Source organism: Actibacterium sp. D185-2 (genome assembly GCF_054954595.1).
Window position 1 is genome coordinate 32,939 of sequence record NZ_JBPWNX010000009.1, and the last position, 19,836, is coordinate 52,774.

General features: G+C 62.7%; 22 protein-coding genes. 12 read left to right on the plus strand and 10 right to left on the minus strand.

Translation table 11 applies throughout. The annotated features are described in order from the left end of the window. Window positions 1-110 precede the first annotated feature (110 nt). Window positions 111-497: a hypothetical protein gene (locus ACSR1C_RS14310; protein ID WP_460260051.1), complete on the minus strand. Its 387-nt coding sequence runs from the start codon at window positions 495-497 to the stop codon at window positions 111-113. A gap of 373 nt (window positions 498-870) precedes the next feature. Here ACSR1C_RS14310 and repA point away from each other — a divergent pair, with 373 nt between their 5' ends. The 9 genes from repA to ACSR1C_RS14355 all read left to right on the plus strand — a co-directional run bounded on the left by repA (window position 871) and on the right by ACSR1C_RS14355 (window position 10,921). Next, the gene (gene repA / locus ACSR1C_RS14315) at window positions 871-2,049 is read left to right on the plus strand and encodes a plasmid partitioning protein RepA (RefSeq protein WP_460260052.1); all 1,179 of its coding nucleotides are present in this window, start codon (window positions 871-873) and stop codon (window positions 2,047-2,049) included. Continuing rightward, on the plus strand, window positions 2,049-3,023 hold the full coding sequence (repB, locus tag ACSR1C_RS14320; RefSeq protein WP_460260053.1) for a plasmid partitioning protein RepB: 975 nt from the start codon (window positions 2,049-2,051) through the stop codon (window positions 3,021-3,023). The genes repA and repB overlap by 1 nt, the downstream gene beginning before the upstream one ends. A gap of 202 nt (window positions 3,024-3,225) precedes the next feature. Continuing rightward, entirely contained in the window at window positions 3,226-4,452 is a 1,227-nt protein-coding gene (repC, locus tag ACSR1C_RS14325; RefSeq protein ID WP_460260054.1) for a plasmid replication protein RepC, read from the plus strand. 504 nt (window positions 4,453-4,956) lie between these two features. Beyond that, window positions 4,957-5,859, plus strand: coding sequence for a VOC family protein (locus ACSR1C_RS14330; protein ID WP_460260055.1), 903 nt, complete (start codon window positions 4,957-4,959; stop codon window positions 5,857-5,859). Between the two features lie 120 nt (window positions 5,860-5,979). Then, window positions 5,980-6,942 carry a fumarylacetoacetate hydrolase family protein gene (locus ACSR1C_RS14335; protein ID WP_460260056.1) on the plus strand — a complete coding sequence of 321 codons (963 nt, stop codon included), beginning with the start codon at window positions 5,980-5,982 and terminating at the stop codon, window positions 6,940-6,942. A gap of 2 nt (window positions 6,943-6,944) precedes the next feature. Further along, window positions 6,945-8,255 carry an aromatic ring-hydroxylating oxygenase subunit alpha gene (locus ACSR1C_RS14340; protein WP_460260057.1) on the plus strand — a complete coding sequence of 437 codons (1,311 nt, stop codon included), beginning with the start codon at window positions 6,945-6,947 and terminating at the stop codon, window positions 8,253-8,255. A gap of 13 nt (window positions 8,256-8,268) precedes the next feature. Next, entirely contained in the window at window positions 8,269-8,751 is a 483-nt protein-coding gene (locus tag ACSR1C_RS14345) for an aromatic-ring-hydroxylating dioxygenase subunit beta (protein WP_460260058.1), read from the plus strand. Between the two features lie 73 nt (window positions 8,752-8,824). Beyond that, the gene (locus ACSR1C_RS14350; protein ID WP_460260059.1) at window positions 8,825-9,697 is read left to right on the plus strand and encodes an SDR family NAD(P)-dependent oxidoreductase; all 873 of its coding nucleotides are present in this window, start codon (window positions 8,825-8,827) and stop codon (window positions 9,695-9,697) included. Window positions 9,698-9,733: 36 nt separating this feature from the next. Next, complete coding sequence (locus ACSR1C_RS14355) at window positions 9,734-10,921, plus strand: acetyl-CoA C-acyltransferase (protein WP_460260060.1); 1,188 nt, start codon at window positions 9,734-9,736, stop codon at window positions 10,919-10,921. Window positions 10,922-11,040: 119 nt separating this feature from the next. Here the strand turns inward: ACSR1C_RS14355 and ACSR1C_RS14360 are convergent, their stop codons facing one another. The 6 genes from ACSR1C_RS14360 to pcaH form a co-directional block, all read right to left on the minus strand. After that, on the minus strand, window positions 11,041-11,247 hold the full coding sequence (locus ACSR1C_RS14360) for a 2Fe-2S iron-sulfur cluster-binding family protein (protein ID WP_460260061.1): 207 nt from the start codon (window positions 11,245-11,247) through the stop codon (window positions 11,041-11,043). A 17-nt stretch (window positions 11,248-11,264) separates the two neighbouring features. Then, window positions 11,265-12,038 carry a cytochrome P450 gene (locus tag ACSR1C_RS14365; RefSeq protein ID WP_460260062.1) on the minus strand — a complete coding sequence of 258 codons (774 nt, stop codon included), beginning with the start codon at window positions 12,036-12,038 and terminating at the stop codon, window positions 11,265-11,267. Beyond that, window positions 11,923-12,450, minus strand: a complete 528-nt coding sequence (locus tag ACSR1C_RS14370; RefSeq protein WP_460260063.1) for a hypothetical protein — start codon at window positions 12,448-12,450, stop codon at window positions 11,923-11,925. Before ACSR1C_RS14370 ends, ACSR1C_RS14365 begins: the two co-directional genes overlap by 116 nt. 294 nt (window positions 12,451-12,744) lie before the next feature. Next, complete coding sequence (locus tag ACSR1C_RS14375; RefSeq protein ID WP_460260064.1) at window positions 12,745-13,569, minus strand: 3-oxoadipate:acetyl-CoA acetyltransferase; 825 nt, start codon at window positions 13,567-13,569, stop codon at window positions 12,745-12,747. 50 nt (window positions 13,570-13,619) lie between these two features. Then, entirely contained in the window at window positions 13,620-14,186 is a 567-nt protein-coding gene (gene pcaG / locus ACSR1C_RS14380) for a protocatechuate 3,4-dioxygenase subunit alpha (RefSeq protein ID WP_460260065.1), read from the minus strand. After that, the gene (pcaH, locus tag ACSR1C_RS14385; protein ID WP_460260066.1) at window positions 14,176-14,892 is read right to left on the minus strand and encodes a protocatechuate 3,4-dioxygenase subunit beta; all 717 of its coding nucleotides are present in this window, start codon (window positions 14,890-14,892) and stop codon (window positions 14,176-14,178) included. The genes pcaG and pcaH overlap by 11 nt, the downstream gene beginning before the upstream one ends. Window positions 14,893-15,059: 167 nt before the next feature. Here pcaH and ACSR1C_RS14390 point away from each other — a divergent pair, with 167 nt between their 5' ends. From ACSR1C_RS14390 to ACSR1C_RS14400, 3 genes are all read left to right on the plus strand, one after another. Continuing rightward, window positions 15,060-15,950, plus strand: coding sequence for a helix-turn-helix domain-containing protein (locus ACSR1C_RS14390; RefSeq protein ID WP_460260067.1), 891 nt, complete (start codon window positions 15,060-15,062; stop codon window positions 15,948-15,950). Window positions 15,951-16,099: 149 nt separating this feature from the next. After that, window positions 16,100-17,326, plus strand: a complete 1,227-nt coding sequence (locus ACSR1C_RS14395; RefSeq protein ID WP_460260068.1) for a CoA transferase — start codon at window positions 16,100-16,102, stop codon at window positions 17,324-17,326. A gap of 23 nt (window positions 17,327-17,349) precedes the next feature. After that, window positions 17,350-17,751 carry a carboxymuconolactone decarboxylase family protein gene (locus tag ACSR1C_RS14400; protein WP_460260069.1) on the plus strand — a complete coding sequence of 134 codons (402 nt, stop codon included), beginning with the start codon at window positions 17,350-17,352 and terminating at the stop codon, window positions 17,749-17,751. A 6-nt stretch (window positions 17,752-17,757) separates the two neighbouring features. Here ACSR1C_RS14400 and ACSR1C_RS14405 read toward each other — a convergent pair whose 3' ends face one another. The 3 genes from ACSR1C_RS14405 to ACSR1C_RS14415 form a co-directional block, all read right to left on the minus strand. After that, the gene (locus tag ACSR1C_RS14405; RefSeq protein ID WP_460260070.1) at window positions 17,758-18,171 is read right to left on the minus strand and encodes a MarR family winged helix-turn-helix transcriptional regulator; all 414 of its coding nucleotides are present in this window, start codon (window positions 18,169-18,171) and stop codon (window positions 17,758-17,760) included. Between the two features lie 280 nt (window positions 18,172-18,451). Further along, entirely contained in the window at window positions 18,452-18,652 is a 201-nt protein-coding gene (locus ACSR1C_RS14410; RefSeq protein ID WP_460260071.1) for a hypothetical protein, read from the minus strand. 32 nt (window positions 18,653-18,684) lie between these two features. After that, window positions 18,685-19,677, minus strand: coding sequence for an ABC transporter substrate-binding protein (locus ACSR1C_RS14415; protein ID WP_460260072.1), 993 nt, complete (start codon window positions 19,675-19,677; stop codon window positions 18,685-18,687). Window positions 19,678-19,836 lie beyond the last annotated feature (159 nt).

Consider the following 19,836-nt stretch of genomic DNA (forward strand, 5'->3'; position numbering starts at 1 on the left):
GGGTTCGCCGGCAATGGATCGACAACGCCAAGCGCCATCACCATCCCCAGAACATCGGCGATCGAGAAGATGCGGTAAATCTTGCCCTCTTTCATGGTGATCGTCGAATATCACCAGACGTTGATCTCGGCCCCGCTCGGCTCCTTGCCGAAATAGCGCGCGCCGGTGTGCTTGCCGTGGTGATGGCACAGCACGGTCACCTGCTCGTCGCCCTTGCCCCAGGCATCCACCGTCCGATAGACGCAGGGCGGAAAGATATCCCACAGCTTCATCGGCGACACTTTCCAGCTTTCGTAAGAGCCAAGATCGGGCCGGTTCGGGTTGCCATAGGTCATTTCAGGATGAAAAAAATCGTCCATCGCGTCGAAATCGCCCCGGTTCAGCACATCATGCAGATCCATCCAAAAGCGCACGATCTTTTCCTGCGGCGCGGTCAGGCCGGTGCAAATCTCGGCCCGCTTGGCCTCGGAAAGCGTGAAATCCTCGATATTGGTCATTGATCCTCTCCTCGCTGCTATTTCAGTTCGATTCGGCGCAGGCTTCCAGCCCGAACGGCACCGCCCCCCCCTGCCCTCTTGCGCCCGGACTTCACCAGAATCGGGCGCAAGTTGGACCTATCGAAAGGCGGGGCGGCCCGATCGCCACCCCGAATCGGGCCCCCCTGCCCCGCTTTGCGTTGCCAGCCGGACCGCCCGCCACCATGATGAACATGAGGAATCTGCTTGGATCTGGTGGTCTGACAGCGGGTAAACACAAGATACAGCAGATTTTTCTTGCCAGAATCCCCCGCTGCGTTCATTCAATTACGGAAACGAGTGAATAAAACGGCATATTTCGTAACAAACGGAAGCCGAGCAGAGAGCAGGCAGAATGGCCCAGACCAAGGAACGTATCGATCAACTGGTCGGAGAGCACGCGCGAAAACTGTCCGAGCGGCTTCAGGCGCATCGCGAACAGCTGTTCCCGCCCAATGCCCGCAAAGAGCTGCGCACCTTCACCTCGGGCGAAGCGGCGGATTTGCTGGGCGTCAAGGATGCCTATCTGCGCAAGCTGCATCTCGACGGCAAGGGCCCCTCGCCCGAGATCCGGGGCGGCGGCCGGCGGTTCTATTCGCCGCAGGACATTCAGGCGCTGCGCGTGCTGCTGGAACAGGGTGCCAAGGTGCCCGGCACCTATCTGCCCGGCCGGCGCGAGGGCGACCACCTTCAGGTGATCGTGGTGATCAACTTCAAGGGTGGCTCGGGCAAGACCACCACCGCCGCGCATTTGGCCCAGAAAACCGCGCTTGACGGCTACCGCGTGCTGGCGGTCGATCTCGACCCGCAGGCCAGCCTGTCGGCGCTGCACGGGTTTCAGCCCGAATTCGACCTGCTTGATGGCGGCACGCTTTATGACGCGATCCGCTACGACGATCCCGTGCCGCTGGCCGACATCATCCAGAAGACCTATTTCACCAATCTCGACATCGTGCCCGGCAACCTGGACCTGATGGAATTCGAGCATGAAACCCCCCGCGCCCTGTCCCAACGCGACGGAACGCTGTTCTTCACCCGCGTCGGCGATGCCCTTTCCACGGTCGAGCAGAATTACGACCTGGTGGTGATCGACTGCCCGCCGCAGCTCGGGTTCCTCACTATGTCCGCCCTGTCGGCCGCCACGGCGGTGCTGGTCACCGTGCATCCGCAAATGCTGGATGTCATGTCGATGTGCCAGTTCCTGCTGATGACCTCGGACCTGCTGGGCGTGGTGTCAGAGGCCGGCGGAAACATGTCCTATGACTGGATGCGCTATGTGGTCACCCGGTACGAGCCCGGCGACGGGCCGCAAAATCAGATGGTCAGCTTCATGCGCTCGATGTTCGGGGAATATGTCCTCAATCATCCGGTTCTGAAAAGCACCGCGATTTCCGACGCCGGCATCACCAAACAGACCCTTTACGAGGTGGAAAAGGGTCAATTCACCCGCGCGACCTATGAGCGCGCGATGGAGTCGCTGAACAATGTGAATGGCGAGATCGAGGCCCTGATACAGCAGGCATGGGGGCGCTGATGGCACGTAAGAACCTTTTGAAGGATTTGATGACCCCGCCCCCGGACACGGGCGTGGACAAACCGGCCGAACCCGCCGCGCCGCCCCGTTATACCAAGGGTGCGATCGGTGCGGTAAGTCAGTCGATTGCGGCTCTGAAAAGCCGATCAGTCAATGAAATAGACCCTGCCCTGATCGACGCTGGCGGCCTGACCGACCGGCTTGACGACGACCCGGCCGATCACGCGGCACTGGTTGCCTCGATCCGCGATTACGGCCAACAGGTACCGGTTCTGGTGCGCCCGCATCCCGACAACGCCGATCGGTTTCAGGTGGTCTATGGCCGCCGCCGGGTTCTGGCGCTGCGCGATCTGGGCCAGCCGGTCAAGGCGATGGTCCGCAATCTGGACGACCGCGAACTGGTCATGGCCCAGGGGCAGGAAAATTCGGCCCGCAAGGATCTGACATTCATCGAAAAGGCCAACTTTGCCCGTCAGATGCGCGATGCCGGATATGACCGCAAGGTGATCTGCGACGCGCTTCATGTCGATAAGACGTTGATATCACGTATGATTTCGGTTACCGACCGGATCCCGATGGATCTGATCGAGGTCATCGGCGCCGCGCCTTCCGTCGGGCGCGACCGCTGGCTGGCGCTGGCCGATCTGCTGGAAGTCACCGAAACCGACACCACCTCGGCAATCGGGCTGGTGAACCTTCTAACCGATGGCGACACCTCGGACAAACGGTTCGAGGGCGTGTTTGCCGCGCTCTCCCTGCCCGACCGGCAGGCGCAGGCGACCAAGGCCCAAAGCAAGGGCAAATCGAAATCCTACCTTCAGGGCGACAATGGCGCCAACCTCGCGCAGATCAGCCGCGCGGCGGGCAAAACCACCCTGATCTTTCAGAAGAAGACCGCCGACGGGTTCGACGATTGGCTGGTCGAGAATTTCGCAGAGATTCACCGCCAGTGGCAACAAAGCCGCGGCGAATGAAGAGGCCCGCCCCGGCGGGATAATTGAGCAGTAAACAAGGAGGCACAAAGAGACAGCCCAAACAAAAAGCCCCCGAGGAATGACATCCCCAGAGGCCTTGAGTTCGTGTTTTCGCACTTCCGAATTTAAGGGCTAAGGTTGACAGCTGTCAACAGGCGTCGAGTCCGACGGGCGTGAAAGTTTTGTCTCGTGACAATAAAAAATGGATGTAATCACCACGACGCCCTTCGGGCGGCGGCCGTTGACGGCTGCCCTGATGAAAAACGCCGAACGCGCCCGCGCCGAGGCCGCGATCAGCCACATCAACAAATGGGATCTGTTCCGCGAGCTGTGCACCGCCCGCGCCGCGTTCGGCGTCAGTGATCGCGACCTGACGGTTCTGAATGCGCTTTTGTCCTTTCACCGTGGCGCCACGCTTGAGGATGCGGGCTCACTGATCGTATTCCCCTCGAACGCCACCCTATCGGATCGCGCGCATGGCATGGCCGAAAGCACCCTGCGCCGGCACCTTGCCGCCCTGGTCGAGGCCGGGCTGATCCAGCGCCATGACAGCCCCAACGGCAAGCGTTACGCCGCCCGGGACCGGTCGGGCGATGTGGTGCGGGCCTTCGGGTTTGACCTGCGCCCCCTGCTCGTCCGTGCCGCCGAGATCGTGCGCAACGCCGCGGAAACCCGCGCCGCGACGGACCGGTTCAAACACCTGCGCGAGGAAACCTCCCTGCTGCGTCGGGACGTCTACAAACTGATCGACTTTGCCCGCGCGGAAGACCTTGTCGGAAAATGGGACGAAGTCGAAACCCGGCTTGCAGAGTTTTCCAAAGCCCTGCGGCGCAAACTTTCGATGGATCAATTGCGGGAAGTTCATCTGAAACTGACCGACCTGCGGCAGATCGTGACCCAACGTCTGAGTGATTTCCAAAGCGCCGATACAGAAGAAATGGGCGGCAATGACCGCGAAAATGAGCGGCACTATCAGAATACAAATACAGAAACTTATGAATCTGAAGATGCTGTGGAAAAGGTCGAACCCACAACTGTTGCGACTCAGGCTCAGGCAACAAACCATGTAGAAAAGAAAACCCACGACAAACGCGATACCCGGCTGCCGCTTGCCGTGATCCTGAAAGCATGTCCCGATATCCTGCCATATCATCAGGATGCAATCCGGCATTGGCATCAGCTGGTCGGGGTCGCGGGCTTTCTGTGCGGGATGATGGGAATCAAACCCGACCTATGGGCCCGGGCGCAGGCCGCCATGGGTGCCGAAAACGCATCGATCACGCTTGCCTGTATCTTGCAAAAGGTTTCGGAAATCCGAAGCCCGGGCGGGTATTTCAGAACCCTGATCGAACAAGCCGAGGCCGGCAGGTTCACGCCGGGGCCGATGGTCATGGCGCTGTTGAATACCTCGGAGCAACAAGCGGCATGAAGGCGGCGGGGCAGGGAGTTGACAGCTGTCAACCAGGCGATTCTGGTTTTGGGGGCGGGGGGACCGATGAAAATTCGGGTTCCAACCGTCCCGGCGGGGGTCTCTGGCGAAGAGCGATGCAAAATGTTTCGATAATGCATGTTGAAGAGGTAACCCATTGAAATATGGTGGAAACCAATCGGTAAATTGACCCGCCCTATGCGCCGAGCTTGCCGGTACGCATCGCGGCCCCGCAGGTTATTCCGTGGGGTACACAGACACCGACAACGCCCAAACCTTACCGCATCCCGCCCCCAAGGCCACAGTCCCATTTGACAAGCACCAGCGCTGTGGCCTGTATACCGTCATCCCTCTGCCAATACCCAGCCAAGCGTCTGATATGCGGTTCGGTCCGACCCTCTGGAATCAAAGCGCTTGAATAATTTTATATTGTCGATAATTTGGATGATAATATAGGATTCCCGATATTCAGCGGGAGCAGACTCAACGATCTGGGAGGATTGAATGTTACGATACAAAAAGCTCGGCTATGTCGAATTGAACGTCTCGGACATGGCACGCTCACGCGATTTCTATGAGCGTGTCATCGGACTTGAATATGTGGGGCAGGGGGCCGATGGCGCGGTTTTGCTGCGCTGCGGGGACGATCCCTATAATGTTGCCCTGCGCAAAGCACCCGAGCCGGGCCACAAGCGCGCAGGCTGGATGCTTGAAAGCGTCGACCAGTTCGATGTGCTGGAAAAGCAGCTTGCGGATAATGGCGTTCCGTTCGAAATTCTGTCCGACGGGGAATGCAGCGAGCGTGGCCTTTTGCGTGCGACCCGGATCATCGAGCCCAACACCCAGGCGGTGGTCGAATTCTATCTGAACACCCCGCCGGATGCGCATTACTTCTTTCAGCCGACCGTCGCCAAGATTCAGCGTCTGGGGCATGTCGTCTATGCCACGCCGAATTTCGACGCGGCGGTGTCCTTTTACAAGGACGTGCTGAATTTTGCTGAATCCGACACGATCGACGATACCTTTACCTTCATGCGCCCATTCCCGAACCCGTACCACCACGGAATCGGCATCGGGCGGGCGGAAAAGAACGTCTATCACCACACGAATTTCATGGTGTCCGAGATCGACGATGTCGGCGTGGCGATACACCGGCTGAACAGTGAAAACGTGCCGATCGTCTTCGGACCGGGGCGGCACCCTGCCTCGGGCAGTGTGTTTCTGTATTTCCTCGACCCCGACGGGCTGACCTGTGAATACAGCTTCGGGATGGAAGAATTCTCCGAGGATTTCGCCCGCGCGCCGCGGCGACTGACCCGCCGGCCCCAGGCCGCCGACAGTTGGGCGGCCCCCCTGGACCCGCGCATGGGCAAGATCGGCAAGATCGAGGATTACGCAATCGGTTGAGCGCGCCACGGAGGGGCGGCGAGGGGAGGACCTTGCCGCTTTTTCGGTCTTGCCAAAATAATCGATATTATAGATTGACTTGGCAATAAAATCGATGATGCTGGATATGGGAGGATTACTATGAGAATTGTTCAGTTTTTGCTGGATGGCGTACGCCGGATCGGTGTGCGCGACGGCGACGAGGTTGTGGATCTTTCGGTGGCCGCGCCGGATTTGCCGCAAGAGATGAACGCATTTCTGGCCGCAGGGCCCGAGACGCTGAAGGCGGCAGCGGCGGCCGTGGCCGGGGCGCCCGATGCGGCGCGGCATCCGTTTTCGGGGCTGCACTTTCTGCCGCCGTCGGACCGGCCCAGCAAGATCGTCTGCCTGGGTGCGAACTATATGGCCCATGCCCAGGAGGGCGCGGTGCATCTGGGCCAGATTGGCGCGGATGAGGAGATCGCCGAGCCGGAGTTTCCCGCCGTCTTTCTGCGCGGCCCGTCAAGCCTGACCGCGCATGAACAGCCGCTGGTGCGGCCACATGCGTCGACCCAGCTTGATTTCGAATGCGAGCTGGCCTTCGTCATCGGCCGCGAGACCCGCCACGCCACCCCCGACGAGGCGCTGTCCTGTGTTGCGGGCTATGCCTGTTTCAATGACGGATCGCTGCGCGACTTTCAGTTGCGCACCTCGCAATGGGCGCTTGGCAAGAATTTCGATGAAACGGGCGCCTTTGGCCCCGAACTGGTGACCCCGGACGAGTTGCCTGATGGCGCGGCCGGGCTGCGGATCCAGACCCGGCTGAACGGCGAGGTGATGCAGGATGCCAATACCGGCGACATGATCTTCGGCGTGGCCCAGGCGGTGGTGATCCTGTCGGAATGCATGACCCTTTATCCGGGCGACGTGGTGATCATGGGCACATGCGAAGGCGTCGGCCTGACCCGCAAGCCGCCGGTCTATATGGCGCCGGGCGATGTCTGTGAGGTCGAGATCGAGGGTATCGGCATTCTGCGCAACACGATCGTGGCCGAAGGCTGCAAGCCGGGCTGTACCGGCGGCTGCGCCGGTCAGCGCGCGGCACAGGCAATCATGGGAGGTTGATCATGGAACTGCATATGAACGAGGTCGACGCACCGGTCGTCATCGATGACTTGGCAAATGCGACATTCAAGGTAAACCGCCAGGCCTTTACCGACCCGGCGATCTGGGAACTGGAACGCCAGCGGGTGTTCGATCAGTGCTGGCTTTATGTCGGTCACGAGTCCGAGCTGACCGAGGCGGGGTCGTTCCTGACCCGCAAGGTCGGCGGGCGGCCGGTGATCTTCGTGCGCGACGGCGAGGGCGAGGTTCGGGTCTTTTTCGACAGCTGCCCGCATCGCGGCAATTCGGTCTGCCGCGGCAGTCGCGGTCAGGCCGACCGGTTCACCTGTTTCTATCACGGCTGGGCCTTCAACACGAAAGGCGAACTGGCCGTGGTGCCCGATCCGGTGGGTTATGGGCCGGGGCTGGACCGTTCCAAGCTGGGGCTGGGCCGGCCGCCGCGTCTGGAACACTACCGCGGGCTGTATTTCCTGAGCATGAAACCCGATATCGTCGATCTGCGCACCTATCTGGGCGGCGCGATCCCCTATATCGACTCGATGCTTGATATCGCGGTGGCCGATCCGGTCATCGCCGCCGGCGAGCAGGCCTATAACATCAAGGCCAACTGGAAGCTGCTGCTGGAAAACAGCGCCGATATTTATCACGGGCATTTCACCCATATGCGCTTTTTCACCGAGTTTCTGACCGACGTGGGCGCCGATCTGGACGCCTGGCGCAAGATCGCCCGCGGGGATGATCAGAACCGGGTCGAAACCTTCGATTACGGCCATGCGGTGATCGACACGCCGATCGGGCCGCTGCCGCTGTTTTCCGACAAGCCCGAGGTGTTCGCCAAGCTCAACAAGGCGCTGGTCGAAAAGTTCGGCGCCGATCGGGCCGCCCAGTTGTTGGGCCGCAGCCAGAACCTGCTGATCTTCCCCAATACGGTGATGATTTCGTCTTGGCGCACGATCCGTACCTTCTATCCGGTGGCGCCCGACGACCTGGAGTGCCGCGCCTGGGCGATTGTCGGGGCCGAAGACAGCCCCGAACTGCGCGAGGCACGGTTCGGCAACTTCATCTCGTTCCTTGGGCCGGCCGGTTTCGGCACACCCGACGATGTCGAGGCGCTGGAAAACTGCCAGCGCGGGTTCGCCGCCGCCGGTGTGCCGTATAACGACCTGTCCAAGGGCATGGGCCGTCCCGGCGGGGCGGTTGCCAATGACGAGCTGCAGATGCGTGCGGTGTGGCGTCGCTGGGCCGAGTTGATGGACCCGGACTTCGAACCCGGCATCGAAAAAAGCGCCGCCATGCTGGCCGCGGCCGAATAAAGGAGTTCGCGCCATGACAACCGATACCTACAGAGCCGTCGAGCAGTTCCTGTTCGACGAGGCCGCGCTGCTTGACAGCTGGCAGCTTGCCGACTGGCTGAAGCTGTTCCGCGAGGATGCAATCTATTGCATCCCCTCGCTGGACTCGCCCGAGAAGGGGCCGCAGGACAGCCTTTATCTGGTGCATGACGACATGACCCGGCTGGGATCGCGGGTGAACCAGTTTTCCGGCCGTTCCATGTGGTCGGAAAATCCGCGCTCGCGCACCCGGCGGCTGGTCTCCAACCTGCGGATCCTGTCGCAGGATGCGGACGAGATCGTCCTGAGCGCCAACTTTGCGGTGTTCCGTATGCGGCATGGGCGGATGGACACCTATGTCGGGCATTACGAGCACCGGATCGCGCCCGTGCAGGACGGTTTCCAGTTCATCGAGCGCAAGGCGGTTCTGGATCTTGAGGTGCTCAATCCACAGGGCAAGGTCAGTATCATCATCTGAACTTGTTCGCCGCGGTCCCTCCACTCTCCCCGGCGGGGCCGCGTGCCACCCCAATTGCGAAAGATCCGATCCGGTGACCAGCCAAACCCCAAACGACACTGCGCCAATGACGGCGCCCTATGCCGTGACCACCCAATGCCGCCGCCTGGAGGGTCGCAGCGCGATCGTGACCGGTGCCGCCCAGGGGCTGGGCCGCGTTATCGCCCGCCGCCTGGCTGAGGAAGGCGCCGACCTGCTGTTGTGCGACATACAGGAGGCACGCCTGGCCCGTACCGCCGAGCGGCTGCACCGCGAAACCGGCCGCCGCTTTGCCACCATGATCGGCGATCTGTCCGAGCCCGACCTGGCCGAGGCGATGGCCGCCCGCGCGGTGGATGAATTCGGCCGGATCGACACGCTGGTGAACAACGCCGCCGCCCTGATCCGTATGCGGCTGGAGGATTTTTCCGAAGACTTGCTGCAAAAGGCGGTCAACTGGAACGTCTGGAACACGCTGCGCTGCTGCAAGGCGGTATTGCCGCAGATGCAGGCGCAGGGATACGGGCGCATCGTCAATGTCGCGGGCGAGGCCTGGCGGCTGGGCACCCCGTTTCACACGGTGCTGGGGGGCGTGGGCAAGGGGGCGATGGTCGGGCTGACCGCGACGCTGGCCGGCGAAAACGCGCGCCGGGGCATTACCGTCAACTGCGTTTCGCCCGGCGGCATCGACTCTGCCGCAGATGGCGACCCGGAAGCGGCCAGCCTGGGTGCGCCGCGCGATCCGTCCTGGAACCCGCCCGAGGTGATGCAGGATCTGGCCGCGATGGCCGGGGCCAGTCCCACCGCCATCGGTCGGCTGGCCCACCCGACCGAAGTTGCCGCCGCGATCGCCTTTTTCGCCGCGCCCGAGTCCGCTTATGTCACCGGCCAGCATATCGGCGTGTCCGGCGGCATCGCGATGATCTGACACCATGGGCCGGGATACAGGGAAGGATTTCACCTTATGAGGGAAGCGGTCGTCGTCTCCTACGCGCGCACGGGATTGGCGAAATCCGTGCGCGGCGGGTTCAACACCACACATGGCGCAGCCCTTGGCGGTCATGCGATCAAACACGCCATCGCGCGGGCCGGGATCGAGCCCGGCGCGGTCGAGGATGTGACGATGGGCTGCGCCCATCCCGAGGGCGCGACCAGTTTCAACATCGCGCGGCTGTCGGCGATGTGGGCCGGATGTCCGGTCAGCACGGCGGGGGCCACGGTCAGCCGGGCCTGTGCCTCGGGGTTGAATGCGGTGGCGATCGCGGCACGGTCGATCATCCATGACGGGCTGGAGGTGGCCGCGGGCGGGGGGGTCGAATCCATTTCGCTGGTGCAGATGGGCGGCCACCGCAACATGCATCACTTTACCGAAGATCATCTGATGGCGACCCGGCCCGCGCTGTGGATGCCGATGGTCGAGACCGCGGACGTGGTGGCGCAGCGCTATGGGATCAGCCGCGCGGCGCAGGACGATTATGCGCTGACCTCGCAACAGCGGGTCGCGGCGGCGCAACAGGCCGGGGTGTACGACGACGAGATCGTGCCGATGACGGTGAACATGATCCGCAAGGATCGCGACACCGGCGCAGAAAGTACCGAACAGGTCACCGTCGCGCGCGACGAATGCAACCGCCCCGACACGACGCTGGAAAAGCTGGCCGGGCTGGACCCGGTGCGCGGGCCGGGCCAGTCGGTCACGGCGGGCAATGCGTCGCAGTTTTCCGATGGTGCGGCGGCGCTGGTGCTGATGGAAGCGCGCGAGGCCGAACGGCGCGGGCTGGCGCCGCTGGGTGCCTTTCGCGGGTTTGCCGCCGCCGGGGTCGAGCCCGACGAGATGGGGATCGGCCCGGTGGTCGCGGTGCCCCGCCTGCTGGCGCGGCACGGGCTGACGGTGGACGATATCGATCTGTGGGAGTTGAACGAGGCCTTCGCTTCGCAGGCATTGTATTGCCGCGATACGCTGGGCATCGATCCGGCACGGTTCAACGTCAATGGCGGGGCGATTTCGATTGGCCACCCCTATGGCATGACCGGTGCGCGCTGCACCGGCCACGCGTTGTTGGAAGGGCGCCGGCGCAAGGCCAGGTATGTGGTCGTGACCATGTGTGTGGGGGGCGGCATGGGGGCCGCGGGCCTGTTCGAGGTGTTCTGAGCGGACGACCCGCACCCCTTTATCCAGGGTCATCCGTCCACGGCGCGCGCGGGGGGATGGCCCGGGTCAGGGGCGGATAGCGCTGTTCAGGCACTATCCGCCCCAATTTTCAGGTGGGTTCAGTACTGGCGGTCGGGAACCCGCACCACCAGCCCGTCCAGCGCCTCTGTAACCTCGATCTGGCACGACAGGCGGCGGCCTTCGGCATCGAGCCCTTCGAGCATCGATTCTTCGAGCACTTCGGGCGCGGGCACCTTGGCGGCCCAGGCGGGATCGACAAAGACCTGGCGGGTTCCGTCGGGCTGCACATAGGTGATTATTGGCACGTCTCTATCCTTCGGGTTCAGGCGGCTTGCCAGCGCAGCGGCAGATCGACGGGGGTGATCATGCCCAGGCGAGTCATCGGAACATGGCCTTCGGCCTGACGGAATTCGGGGATGTTGGCCAGGAACTCTTCCATCGCGATGCGCATTTCACGCCGCGCCAGATGCATCCCGACGCACAGATGCGGCCCGTAGCCGAAGCTCAGCCCCCGCGCCGCACGTTCAAAGCGGACCTCGTCGGGGTTCTCGAACTCTTCGGGGTCGCGTCCGGCCAGGGTCGTGCTCATCACCACCTTGTCGCCCGGCATCATCTTCACGCCCTTGATCTCATATTCCTTGATGCAGGTGCGGAAAGTGGTGACGGCAGGATAGGCGCGCATCATCTCATCGATCGCCGCCGGGATCAGCGTGGGCTCGGCGCGCAGTTGCGCCTGATGTGCGGGGTGGGTGGCCAGGTGCCGGAACTGAAGGCCCATATGGGTCGAAACCGTATCGAGCCCGCCGATGAACAGGTTGAAGCAAAAGCCCAGCACTTCGTCCTCGGTCAGGTTGCGCCCGTCGATTTCGGCCTGGACGCCATAGGTGATCAGGTCGTCGCGCGGGGTGGCGCGGCGGTCGGCGATTTCGCCACGCAGGTAATCGACCACCTTGCGGGTGGCCCCGGCGATGACCTGAAGGTCATTGCTGTGCAGCAGGCCGGTTTCCCATTCCAGGAATTCGGCAGTGCGGTCCTGCGGCAGGCCCATCAGTTCCATGAACACCTTGATTGGGAATTCGAAGGCGAAATCGCCCATGAATTCGCATTCGCCGGCATCCTTGAAGCCCAGAACATATCTGCGGGCATAGTCGCGAATCTTGCCTTCCAGCGCGGTCATCGCCTTGGGGGGTGAAGATCGGGTTCACGAAGGCGCGGTACAGCGCGTGCAGGGGTGGATCGGTTTCGGCCGGAACGCTGCCCCAGGTTTCGCCGATCAGCCGTGCGAAGGGCGAAAACCCCTTGTTCGAGAAATGCTCGGTATCGAAATAGACCTTTTTCAGATCCTCGGCGCGGCGCAGAACCCAGGCGGGCGTGGCGCCGGGATAGGCATGGGGCGCATAGAAGATTTCCGGCCCCGCATGCACCGATTTCGCCAGATCGGTAAAAGGATCCTTGTCAGTGGTCATGCCGAAAATGAACGGGAACGGTTGTACCAGCTCTGCGGGCACATGCGCTGGCGGTTCCACTTGGGGAAGTTCGAATGCCGTTGGGGTCCTCCTGTCAAACGGGATCGGCCGGGGGTATCGGTCTGTGGCCGGTATTTTACGCCATTCAAACAGCATCACGAGCGGGGCATAACCTATCTATCGTTGGGGCATTTGCGCAGAAGGCATGGCGCAGGCCGGCGAACCGGGCCTTTCGGCCCGACGGGCAAAGAGGATTTGGGCTTATTCCAGGGGCCGGACCCCGCTGCGGCGTTCGCGCAGCGGGGTCCGGCGCACAAGGTTACCGGGCGGCCCGGTTCAGGCGGGCAGGCCCAGAAGGCTGCGGGCCTGGGCGGGCGAGGCGGGTTTATCGCCGTGTTCCCGGATCGTGCGCGCTGCGATTTCGACCAGCGCGGCATTGCTGGGGGCCAGTTCGGTGGCGCTGATGCGGATGTTATCCTCCAGCCCGGTGCGGACATGGCCGCCCATTTCGACCGCCCAGCCGGCGACCTCGGCCTGATGCCGGCCGATGGCGGCGGCGGTCCAGGTGAAATCGCCCAGAACGCGCCGCGCCTCGGCCACCAGCAGCTCCAGAATGGGGCGTTCGGCAGGCAGGGCGTTCTTGATGCCGAAGACGAATTGCAGATGTGGCGTGCCGTTCAGCAGGCCCTCTTCGATCAGGCTGCGGGTGGCGTGGATCATCGACAGATCGAACACCTCGATCTCGGGTTTGATGCCGAATTCTTGCATGTCGCCGGCAAGGCTGCGCACCAGCGTGGGCGGGTTTTCGAAAATGATGTTGGGGAAGTTGACCGAGCCGGTGGACAGCGATGCCATGTCGGGTTTCAGATACAGCGCGCTGCCGCGTGCCTGGGGGTCGCGACCACGCCCGCCGGTGGAAAACTGCACGATCATGCCGGGGCAATGCTTGCGGATACCGTCCTGCACCTGGGCGAACAGTGCCGGGTCGGAGGAGGAGGATTCGTCGGGGTTGCGCACATGGATATGCACCAGCGCGGCGCCGGCCTCATAGGCCTGATGCGTTGATTCGATCTGTTCTGACGGCGTGACGGGCACCGCGGGGGTGTCCTTCTTTTTCGGGACCGAGCCGGTGATCGCGACCGAGATGATGACGGGTCTCATGGAATGTTCTTTCTTTTTGAGTGTCCGATGGCGCAGGGATGCGGCGGGCGTCAGACCGAGAAGAAGACGGTTTCGCCGTCGCCCTGCAGCACCACGTTCCAGTGCCATTCTGCCGGATTTGTCCCGCTTTTGCGAGCCATCATGGTGGGGCGGCGGGCCGGGTCGATCATGTTCAGCACCGGGTCTTCGTCATTGGCGGGATCGCCTTCGAAATAGATCCGCGACACCAGCCGCCGGACCAGCCCGCGCGCGAAGAAGGCGGTGTCGATATGCGGTGCCTGCAGCGTATTGCCGGGGCCGGGCACGCGGCCCGGAATGATGGTGTTGAAGACGAACGTGCCATTGTCGCCAATGGCGGCGCGGCCGAAGCCGGCGAAGTTTTCGTCATGATCGGTGCCGCGGTCATCGTCGGGATGGGCGAACGCGCCGAAGCTATCGGCCTGCCACAGCTCGAACATGCCGTCGGGCACGGGCTGGCCCAGCCCGTCGGTCACGGTGATGACCAGGCGGATATGCTGGCCCTTGGTCGCGTCGGTGGCCATGTCGCCGCCGCCTTCCCAGGGCAGTGCGTGATGGAAGAACGGGCCGACGGTCTGCCAGATCGATTCAGTGCTCATGGGTGTCCTCCTCGAACGGGGTTTGCGCACGGCCCCGCAGGACGATGTCGAACCGAAAGCCGATCCCGATCTCATGATCGGTGATACCATAGTCGAAATGCGAGATCAGCTTGTGGCGGTGCGCCTCGGGCACCTGAAGATAGATCGGGTCATAGGGCAGCAGGGCGTCGCCCTCGAAATACATCTGCGTCACCAGCCGGGTGATGAAGCTGGGCCCGAACAGCGAAAAGTGGATATGCGCCGGGCGCCAGGCGTTTTCATGGTTATGCCACGGATAGCGGCCCGGCTTGATGGTGATGAAGCGGTACCAGCCATCGTCATCGGTCACGGCGCGGCCGCCGCCGGTGAAGTTCGGATCCAGCGGCACGTCGCGGGTGTCGTTGGGGTGGAAATAGCGGCCCGCCGCGTTGGCCTGCCAGATCTCGATCAGCGTGTTGCGGATCGGACGGTCGTTTTCATCGGTTACACGGCCCATGACGATGATCCGGTCGCCGATCGGCGGGGCCTTGCCCTGACGGGTCAGGTCGCTGTCGTTGGGGCGCAGCCGGTCGTGGCCGAAGACCGGGCCGGTGATTTCGGTCAGGGTCTGGGGCAGGGGGATCAGCGGCTTCGAGGGCGCGCGGCCCACGGATGATTTGTAATCGGGGTACAGCAACGGCGGCTGCACGCCCTCTTCCTCGTGGTTATACGGGGTTATCAGTGACATCGGTTCCTCCCTTTTCGGGGCTGGCCGGGGTATCCCGGCGCGACCTTCGAAAATAGCTCTTAGCTCCCTATGCAATTTTGTCTATATTGCCCGGAAATGGAATGGACACTCGGAAGTTTGACTTGGACGAAACCGGGTGGACCGCACGCGCGTTCAGGGGGGAACCGATGCAAAGAGGCGCCGATGTGCCCGTTGTCGGGCTGTATGGATATGACGAGCAGCCTGAAAGCGACGGGCTGGCCCATATCGAAAGAATCGAACACAGCCCGGCCACCGCGTCGTGGAATGTGGGGATGCACCGGCATCTGGAACTGTATCAGGCGATCTGGCTGGAAAGCGGCGCGGGTCGTGTCACCGTCGACAATGACGCGCATGACATTCCGGCGGGCACGGTGGTCTGGCTGCCGGCGGGGGTGGTGCACGGGTTCACGTTCGACAACCCCAGCAAGGGGCTGGTGCTGACGGTATCGACCGACTATCTGGCCGCGGCCATTGCGCAGGCGTCGGATGAAACCTTTCTGCGCGCGGTGATGCAAAGTTTCGTGTGCCGCACGCTGACCCCGGATCAGCCGGACGGCGCGGCCCTGCCCGATCTGCTGTCGCTATTGGAAAAAGAGATACGGGACCGTCGGCCCCATAGCCGGGGCGCGGTCGAGGCATTGTTGCGGCTGATGCTGATCGGCGTGGGCCGGCTGGCGATGATCCAGACCGTCAGCCGGCCGGTCAAGATCACCGATGCGCGGATCTATCAGCAGTTCCGCGATCTGAACGAGGCCCATTTCAAGGAGCATTGGCCGATCGCCCGCTATGCCGGGGCTTTGGGTGTGACGCCCGACCGTCTGCATGCGGTCTGTGTCGCGACGGTGGGGCAGGGGCCGCGCAAACTGTTGCACACCCGGCTGTTGATGGAAGCAAAGCGGCTGCTGATCTATACGCCGCTGTCGGTGGCCGAGATCGGGTTGCAACTGGGGTTCAACGACCCGGCCTATTTCTCGCGTTTCTTTGCGCAAAAGGCAGGGCGCAACGCGACCGCGTTTCGCGGCCAGCACCGGCGCTAGGCCGGAACTGTCCAAGTAATCGGGGGGGCCGGTCCATTCCCTATCCGGGTGCCGGAGCCTAGACAGGCAGCGATGAAACCCTCAGACCTTCCTAGGGTGCAGCCCTGCCGGGCGATGCGCGCCGCCGGACCAACCAGAGAAGATTTGCCATGTTTCAGATCCTGACCGGAATGCGTGTCGTCGAAGGCGCGTCCTTTATCGCGGGGCCGAGTGCCGGCATGTATCTGGGCCAGCTCGGGGCCGAGGTGATCCGGTTCGACCATCTGGGCGGTGGGCCCGACTATGGGCGCTGGCCGCGCACCGGGACCACCGGCCACAGCCTGTATTGGGAAGGGCTGAACAAGGGTAAGAAATCGGTAGTACTGAACCTGAAAAGCCCCGAGGGGCGCGAGCTGGCGCTGGCGATCGCCACCGCGCCGGGACCCGAGGCGGGCGTGTTCGTGACCAACCACCCGGCCGAGGGGTTCCTGTCGCATGCGGCGCTGACGGCGCGGCGGGCGGATATGATCACGGTCCGGGTGATGGGCTGGGGCGACGGGCAGAACGCGATGGACAACACCGTGAACGCGGCGGTGGGTATCCCCGACCTGACCGGATTTGCCGACAGCGACCGGCCTGTGAACCATGTTCTGCCGGCCTGGGATTTGTTGGCCGGGGCCTATGCTGCCTTTGCCCTTCTGGCGGCCGAGCGGCACCGGCGGATGACCGGCGCCGGGCAGGAGGTGCGGGTGCCGCTGGGCGATGTGGCGATTGCGGCGGTGGCCAATCTGGGACAGTTCGGCGAGGTCGCGCTGAGCGGCGCGGACCGGGCGCGCCATGGCAATGATCTGTTCGGCGCGTTCGGGCGGGATTTCGTGACCGCGGACGGCCGCCGGATCATGCTGATCGCCCTGACCAAACCGCAATGGCGCAACGCGGTCGCCGCGCTGAACCTGGGGGATCAGGTGGCGCAGGTCGAGCGTGCGCTTGGGGTCGAACTGGGCACCGACGAAGGGCTGCGATTCACCCATCGCGAGGCGTTGTTCCCGCTGTTCGAGGCGGCGATTGGCAAGCTTCGCTTTGACGATCTGACGGCGCTGCTGGCGGCGCACCGTGTGACCTGGGGACCGTATCAGAGTTTGAAACGGGCGCTTGACACCGATCCGCGGTTTTCAGCGGCTAATCCGATGTTGGCCGAGATCGAACAGGCCAGCGGCACGCGCTATCTGTCGGCGGGGTCGGCGGCGAGCTATTCCAGCGGCGACCGCGGGGTGCCGGTGCGCGCACCGAAGCTGGGCGAACATACCGAACAGGTGCTGGCCGAGGTGCTGGGCCTGTCGGGGCGCGAAATTGCGGGGCTGCGCGACAGATCGGTGATCGCGGGCACCTGCGACTGATTTCAGGAAATGGAGGATGCGAGATGACGACCGACACATATGAAGCGGGCATGAAGGTGCGGCGCCAGGTTCTGGGCGACGCCCATGTGGATGCGGCCAACAAGGCGATCACGCCGCTGAACAAGGATTTTCAGGACTTCATCACCCGCTATGGCTGGGGCGAAATCTGGACCCGGCCGGGTTTTGACCATCGCACGCGGCGCATTCTGGTGCTGGGAACGATGATGGGTCTGGGCCGGTGGGAAGAGTTCACCATGCACCTGAAGGCCGCGCTGCGGGCGGGCATGAGCGTCGACGATATCAAGGAAATCTTTATGCAGCAGGCGATTTACTGCGGTCTGCCGATCACCAACACCGCGTTTCACCACCTGGAACCGGTGATCGAGGAACTGAAGGCCGAAGGGGTGCAGATCGTCGGGCTGTAACGCCCGTCAGATCGCGATGTCGTCGTTGCCGTTGGCGTGTTTGGAAAGCTCTTCGGATACGTTGCGCTGCACCGCGCCCAGCATTCGCAGCAGTTGTTCACGCTCTTCGTCGGAAAAGCCGTGCGTGGCATTGGCAATGACGTTGTGGGCGGCGGGCAGCAGGATCTGGCGCAGGTCCTGTCCGCGGGGGGTCAGGTAAATATTGATCTTGCGTCGGTCGGCGTCGTTGCGCACGCGGCGCACGATGCCGGCGGCCTCCATCGCCTTGATGGCGTTCAGGGTCGTCGGCTCCATCGTGCCGACGGTGGTGGAAAGTTCCTTTTGGGTCTGACCGTCCTCGGTCCACAGCGCGCGCAGGAAATACCACATGCCCAGCGTTACGCCGTGCGGTTCGATCTGCTTGGCCAGATGCCGCTGCATCAGCCGATGGGTCAGGCGGACCTGATAGCCAAGGCTTTTCTCGAATTTCGGCAGATCGCCCAGGATCTCTTCTTGTTCGCCCGCGGAAAGGTTCAGTTTCGTTCCCAGCGTCGTTCCTCCGAAATGCGCGGCCCGGCAGGAGCGTCATTCAAGCTGTGCGGGCGTGATAGATGATTGAATGTAGTCAAACGATAGAATCGCCACAATACAACCACATTCTTTACAGGGAAAGACAGCGCGCTTTCCCATTCGGGGCCGTGTTACGGTGCGTCAGGGACGGTTATTTCGCGATTTCTGGCGCGCCCGGGATGCTGGCATTCGCCGAAATCGTCGCAATTGCGTCGGTTTCGGCTGCTGCGGCCGTCATGTAACGCGGTTCGGTCGTCACAAAGGGGCGCGCGGATCCTTCGGGATAGTAGATTTCGAGGAAATACAGGCCGGATTCGATATCCAGCATCGGTTCGATGCGAAGCAGGGCCATGGAATTCTCCTTTTAAGGCGGGCCGGGGTGGATCAGACCTTGAACCGTTCCAGCGTGCTGGGCACGAACAGCTCATTGATGCTCAGCGCCCGGTCGGCGGTGCCATGTTTATGGGCGTATTTCACCATCGCTTCGAGCGCGGCAATATTGGGGTCGATGCCATAGGGCCAGAAATCGGCACCGAACAGCTTTTCGGTATCTTCGATATGCGCCATCAGCCAAGGCAGGGTGACCTTCAGCGCGGCGGTGTCGTGCATTGCTTTCAGGGTTGCGGCCTTGGCGTCGACGAAGGCCGAATAGACCGAATTGGCCAGCCAGGGGTGCGCCTCGACCAGATCGCGGCGGATGCCCAGAACATGCATGATCGGGAAAATTCCGGTTTTTTTGTAATAGGCTTCCTCGGCGGTGCGGTAATCGGGGAACAGGCGCTGCACCTTGTCATGGCCTTCGGAAAAGCAGCGCGGCGGGCGCGGCGAGACCAGCGCGTCGATCTCGCCCGCGGCCAGCATCGCGTTCAGATTGGCGTCGGCGGGGATGTTTTCGATGATCACATCCGCCGGCAGATTGAGGTTGATCTTTTCCACCCGGCCGGATTCGTGCAGCCCGCCGCGCATCCATGAAATATCGCCCGGCGCCACCCCATATTCACTGTCCAGCAGAACCCGCACCCACAGACAGGCGGTCAGCTGATATTCGGGGACGCCGACGCGCTTGCCCTTCAGATCCTCGGGACGGGTGATGCCCCGATCGTTGCGAATGTAGATCGCCGAATGGCGAAACAGCCGCGACAGGAAGACCGGCACCGCGATATAGGGGTTCTTTCCGCGCGACACACCGAGCAGGTAGGAGCTGAGCGACAGTTCGGCCACATCGAATTCGCCATGGCGCAATGCGCGGAAGAACAGTTCTTCGGGGCCGAGTTCGAGGAAATTGACCTCGCACCCCTGAATGTCCACCTCGCCGCGGCGAATCGGCTGAACGCGGTCGTAATTCTCGCAGGCGATGGTGAGCGAAAGCTTGGGCATGGGAACCTCCCTGGGGTCGTTTGCGGGGTTCCGTACGCGGAACCGTGGTGGGGTCGGGCGACCCGGAGCGGGCCAACCTATTAGGCAACTAACTAATTTAAGTACGCGGCCTTCGTCAAACCCAATCGGGCCCCGCGCCGAAATGATCCCTCTGTGGCG

Coding starts and splice junctions, on each gene's coding strand:
- pcaG (WP_460260065.1), bottom strand. CDS start 14,186: ATGAGCACTGAATCGATCTGGCAGACCGTCGGCCCGTTCTTCCATCAC.
- ACSR1C_RS14355 (WP_460260060.1), top strand. CDS start 9,734: ATGAGGGAAGCGGTCGTCGTCTCCTACGCGCGCACGGGATTGGCGAAA.
- ACSR1C_RS14345 (WP_460260058.1), top strand. CDS start 8,269: ATGACAACCGATACCTACAGAGCCGTCGAGCAGTTCCTGTTCGACGAG.
- ACSR1C_RS14330 (WP_460260055.1), top strand. CDS start 4,957: ATGTTACGATACAAAAAGCTCGGCTATGTCGAATTGAACGTCTCGGAC.
- ACSR1C_RS14310 (WP_460260051.1), bottom strand. CDS start 497: ATGACCAATATCGAGGATTTCACGCTTTCCGAGGCCAAGCGGGCCGAG.
- ACSR1C_RS14395 (WP_460260068.1), top strand. CDS start 16,100: ATGTTTCAGATCCTGACCGGAATGCGTGTCGTCGAAGGCGCGTCCTTT.
- ACSR1C_RS14365 (WP_460260062.1), bottom strand. CDS start 12,038: ATGGGCGATTTCGCCTTCGAATTCCCAATCAAGGTGTTCATGGAACTG.
- pcaH (WP_460260066.1), bottom strand. CDS start 14,892: ATGTCACTGATAACCCCGTATAACCACGAGGAAGAGGGCGTGCAGCCG.
- ACSR1C_RS14415 (WP_460260072.1), bottom strand. CDS start 19,677: ATGCCCAAGCTTTCGCTCACCATCGCCTGCGAGAATTACGACCGCGTT.
- ACSR1C_RS14405 (WP_460260070.1), bottom strand. CDS start 18,171: ATGCAGCGGCATCTGGCCAAGCAGATCGAACCGCACGGCGTAACGCTG.
- repA (WP_460260052.1), top strand. CDS start 871: ATGGCCCAGACCAAGGAACGTATCGATCAACTGGTCGGAGAGCACGCG.
- ACSR1C_RS14410 (WP_460260071.1), bottom strand. CDS start 18,652: ATGGCCCTGCTTCGCATCGAACCGATGCTGGATATCGAATCCGGCCTG.
- ACSR1C_RS14400 (WP_460260069.1), top strand. CDS start 17,350: ATGACGACCGACACATATGAAGCGGGCATGAAGGTGCGGCGCCAGGTT.
- repC (WP_460260054.1), top strand. CDS start 3,226: ATGGATGTAATCACCACGACGCCCTTCGGGCGGCGGCCGTTGACGGCT.
- ACSR1C_RS14340 (WP_460260057.1), top strand. CDS start 6,945: ATGGAACTGCATATGAACGAGGTCGACGCACCGGTCGTCATCGATGAC.
- ACSR1C_RS14390 (WP_460260067.1), top strand. CDS start 15,060: ATGCAAAGAGGCGCCGATGTGCCCGTTGTCGGGCTGTATGGATATGAC.
- repB (WP_460260053.1), top strand. CDS start 2,049: ATGGCACGTAAGAACCTTTTGAAGGATTTGATGACCCCGCCCCCGGAC.
- ACSR1C_RS14335 (WP_460260056.1), top strand. CDS start 5,980: ATGAGAATTGTTCAGTTTTTGCTGGATGGCGTACGCCGGATCGGTGTG.
- ACSR1C_RS14375 (WP_460260064.1), bottom strand. CDS start 13,569: ATGAGACCCGTCATCATCTCGGTCGCGATCACCGGCTCGGTCCCGAAA.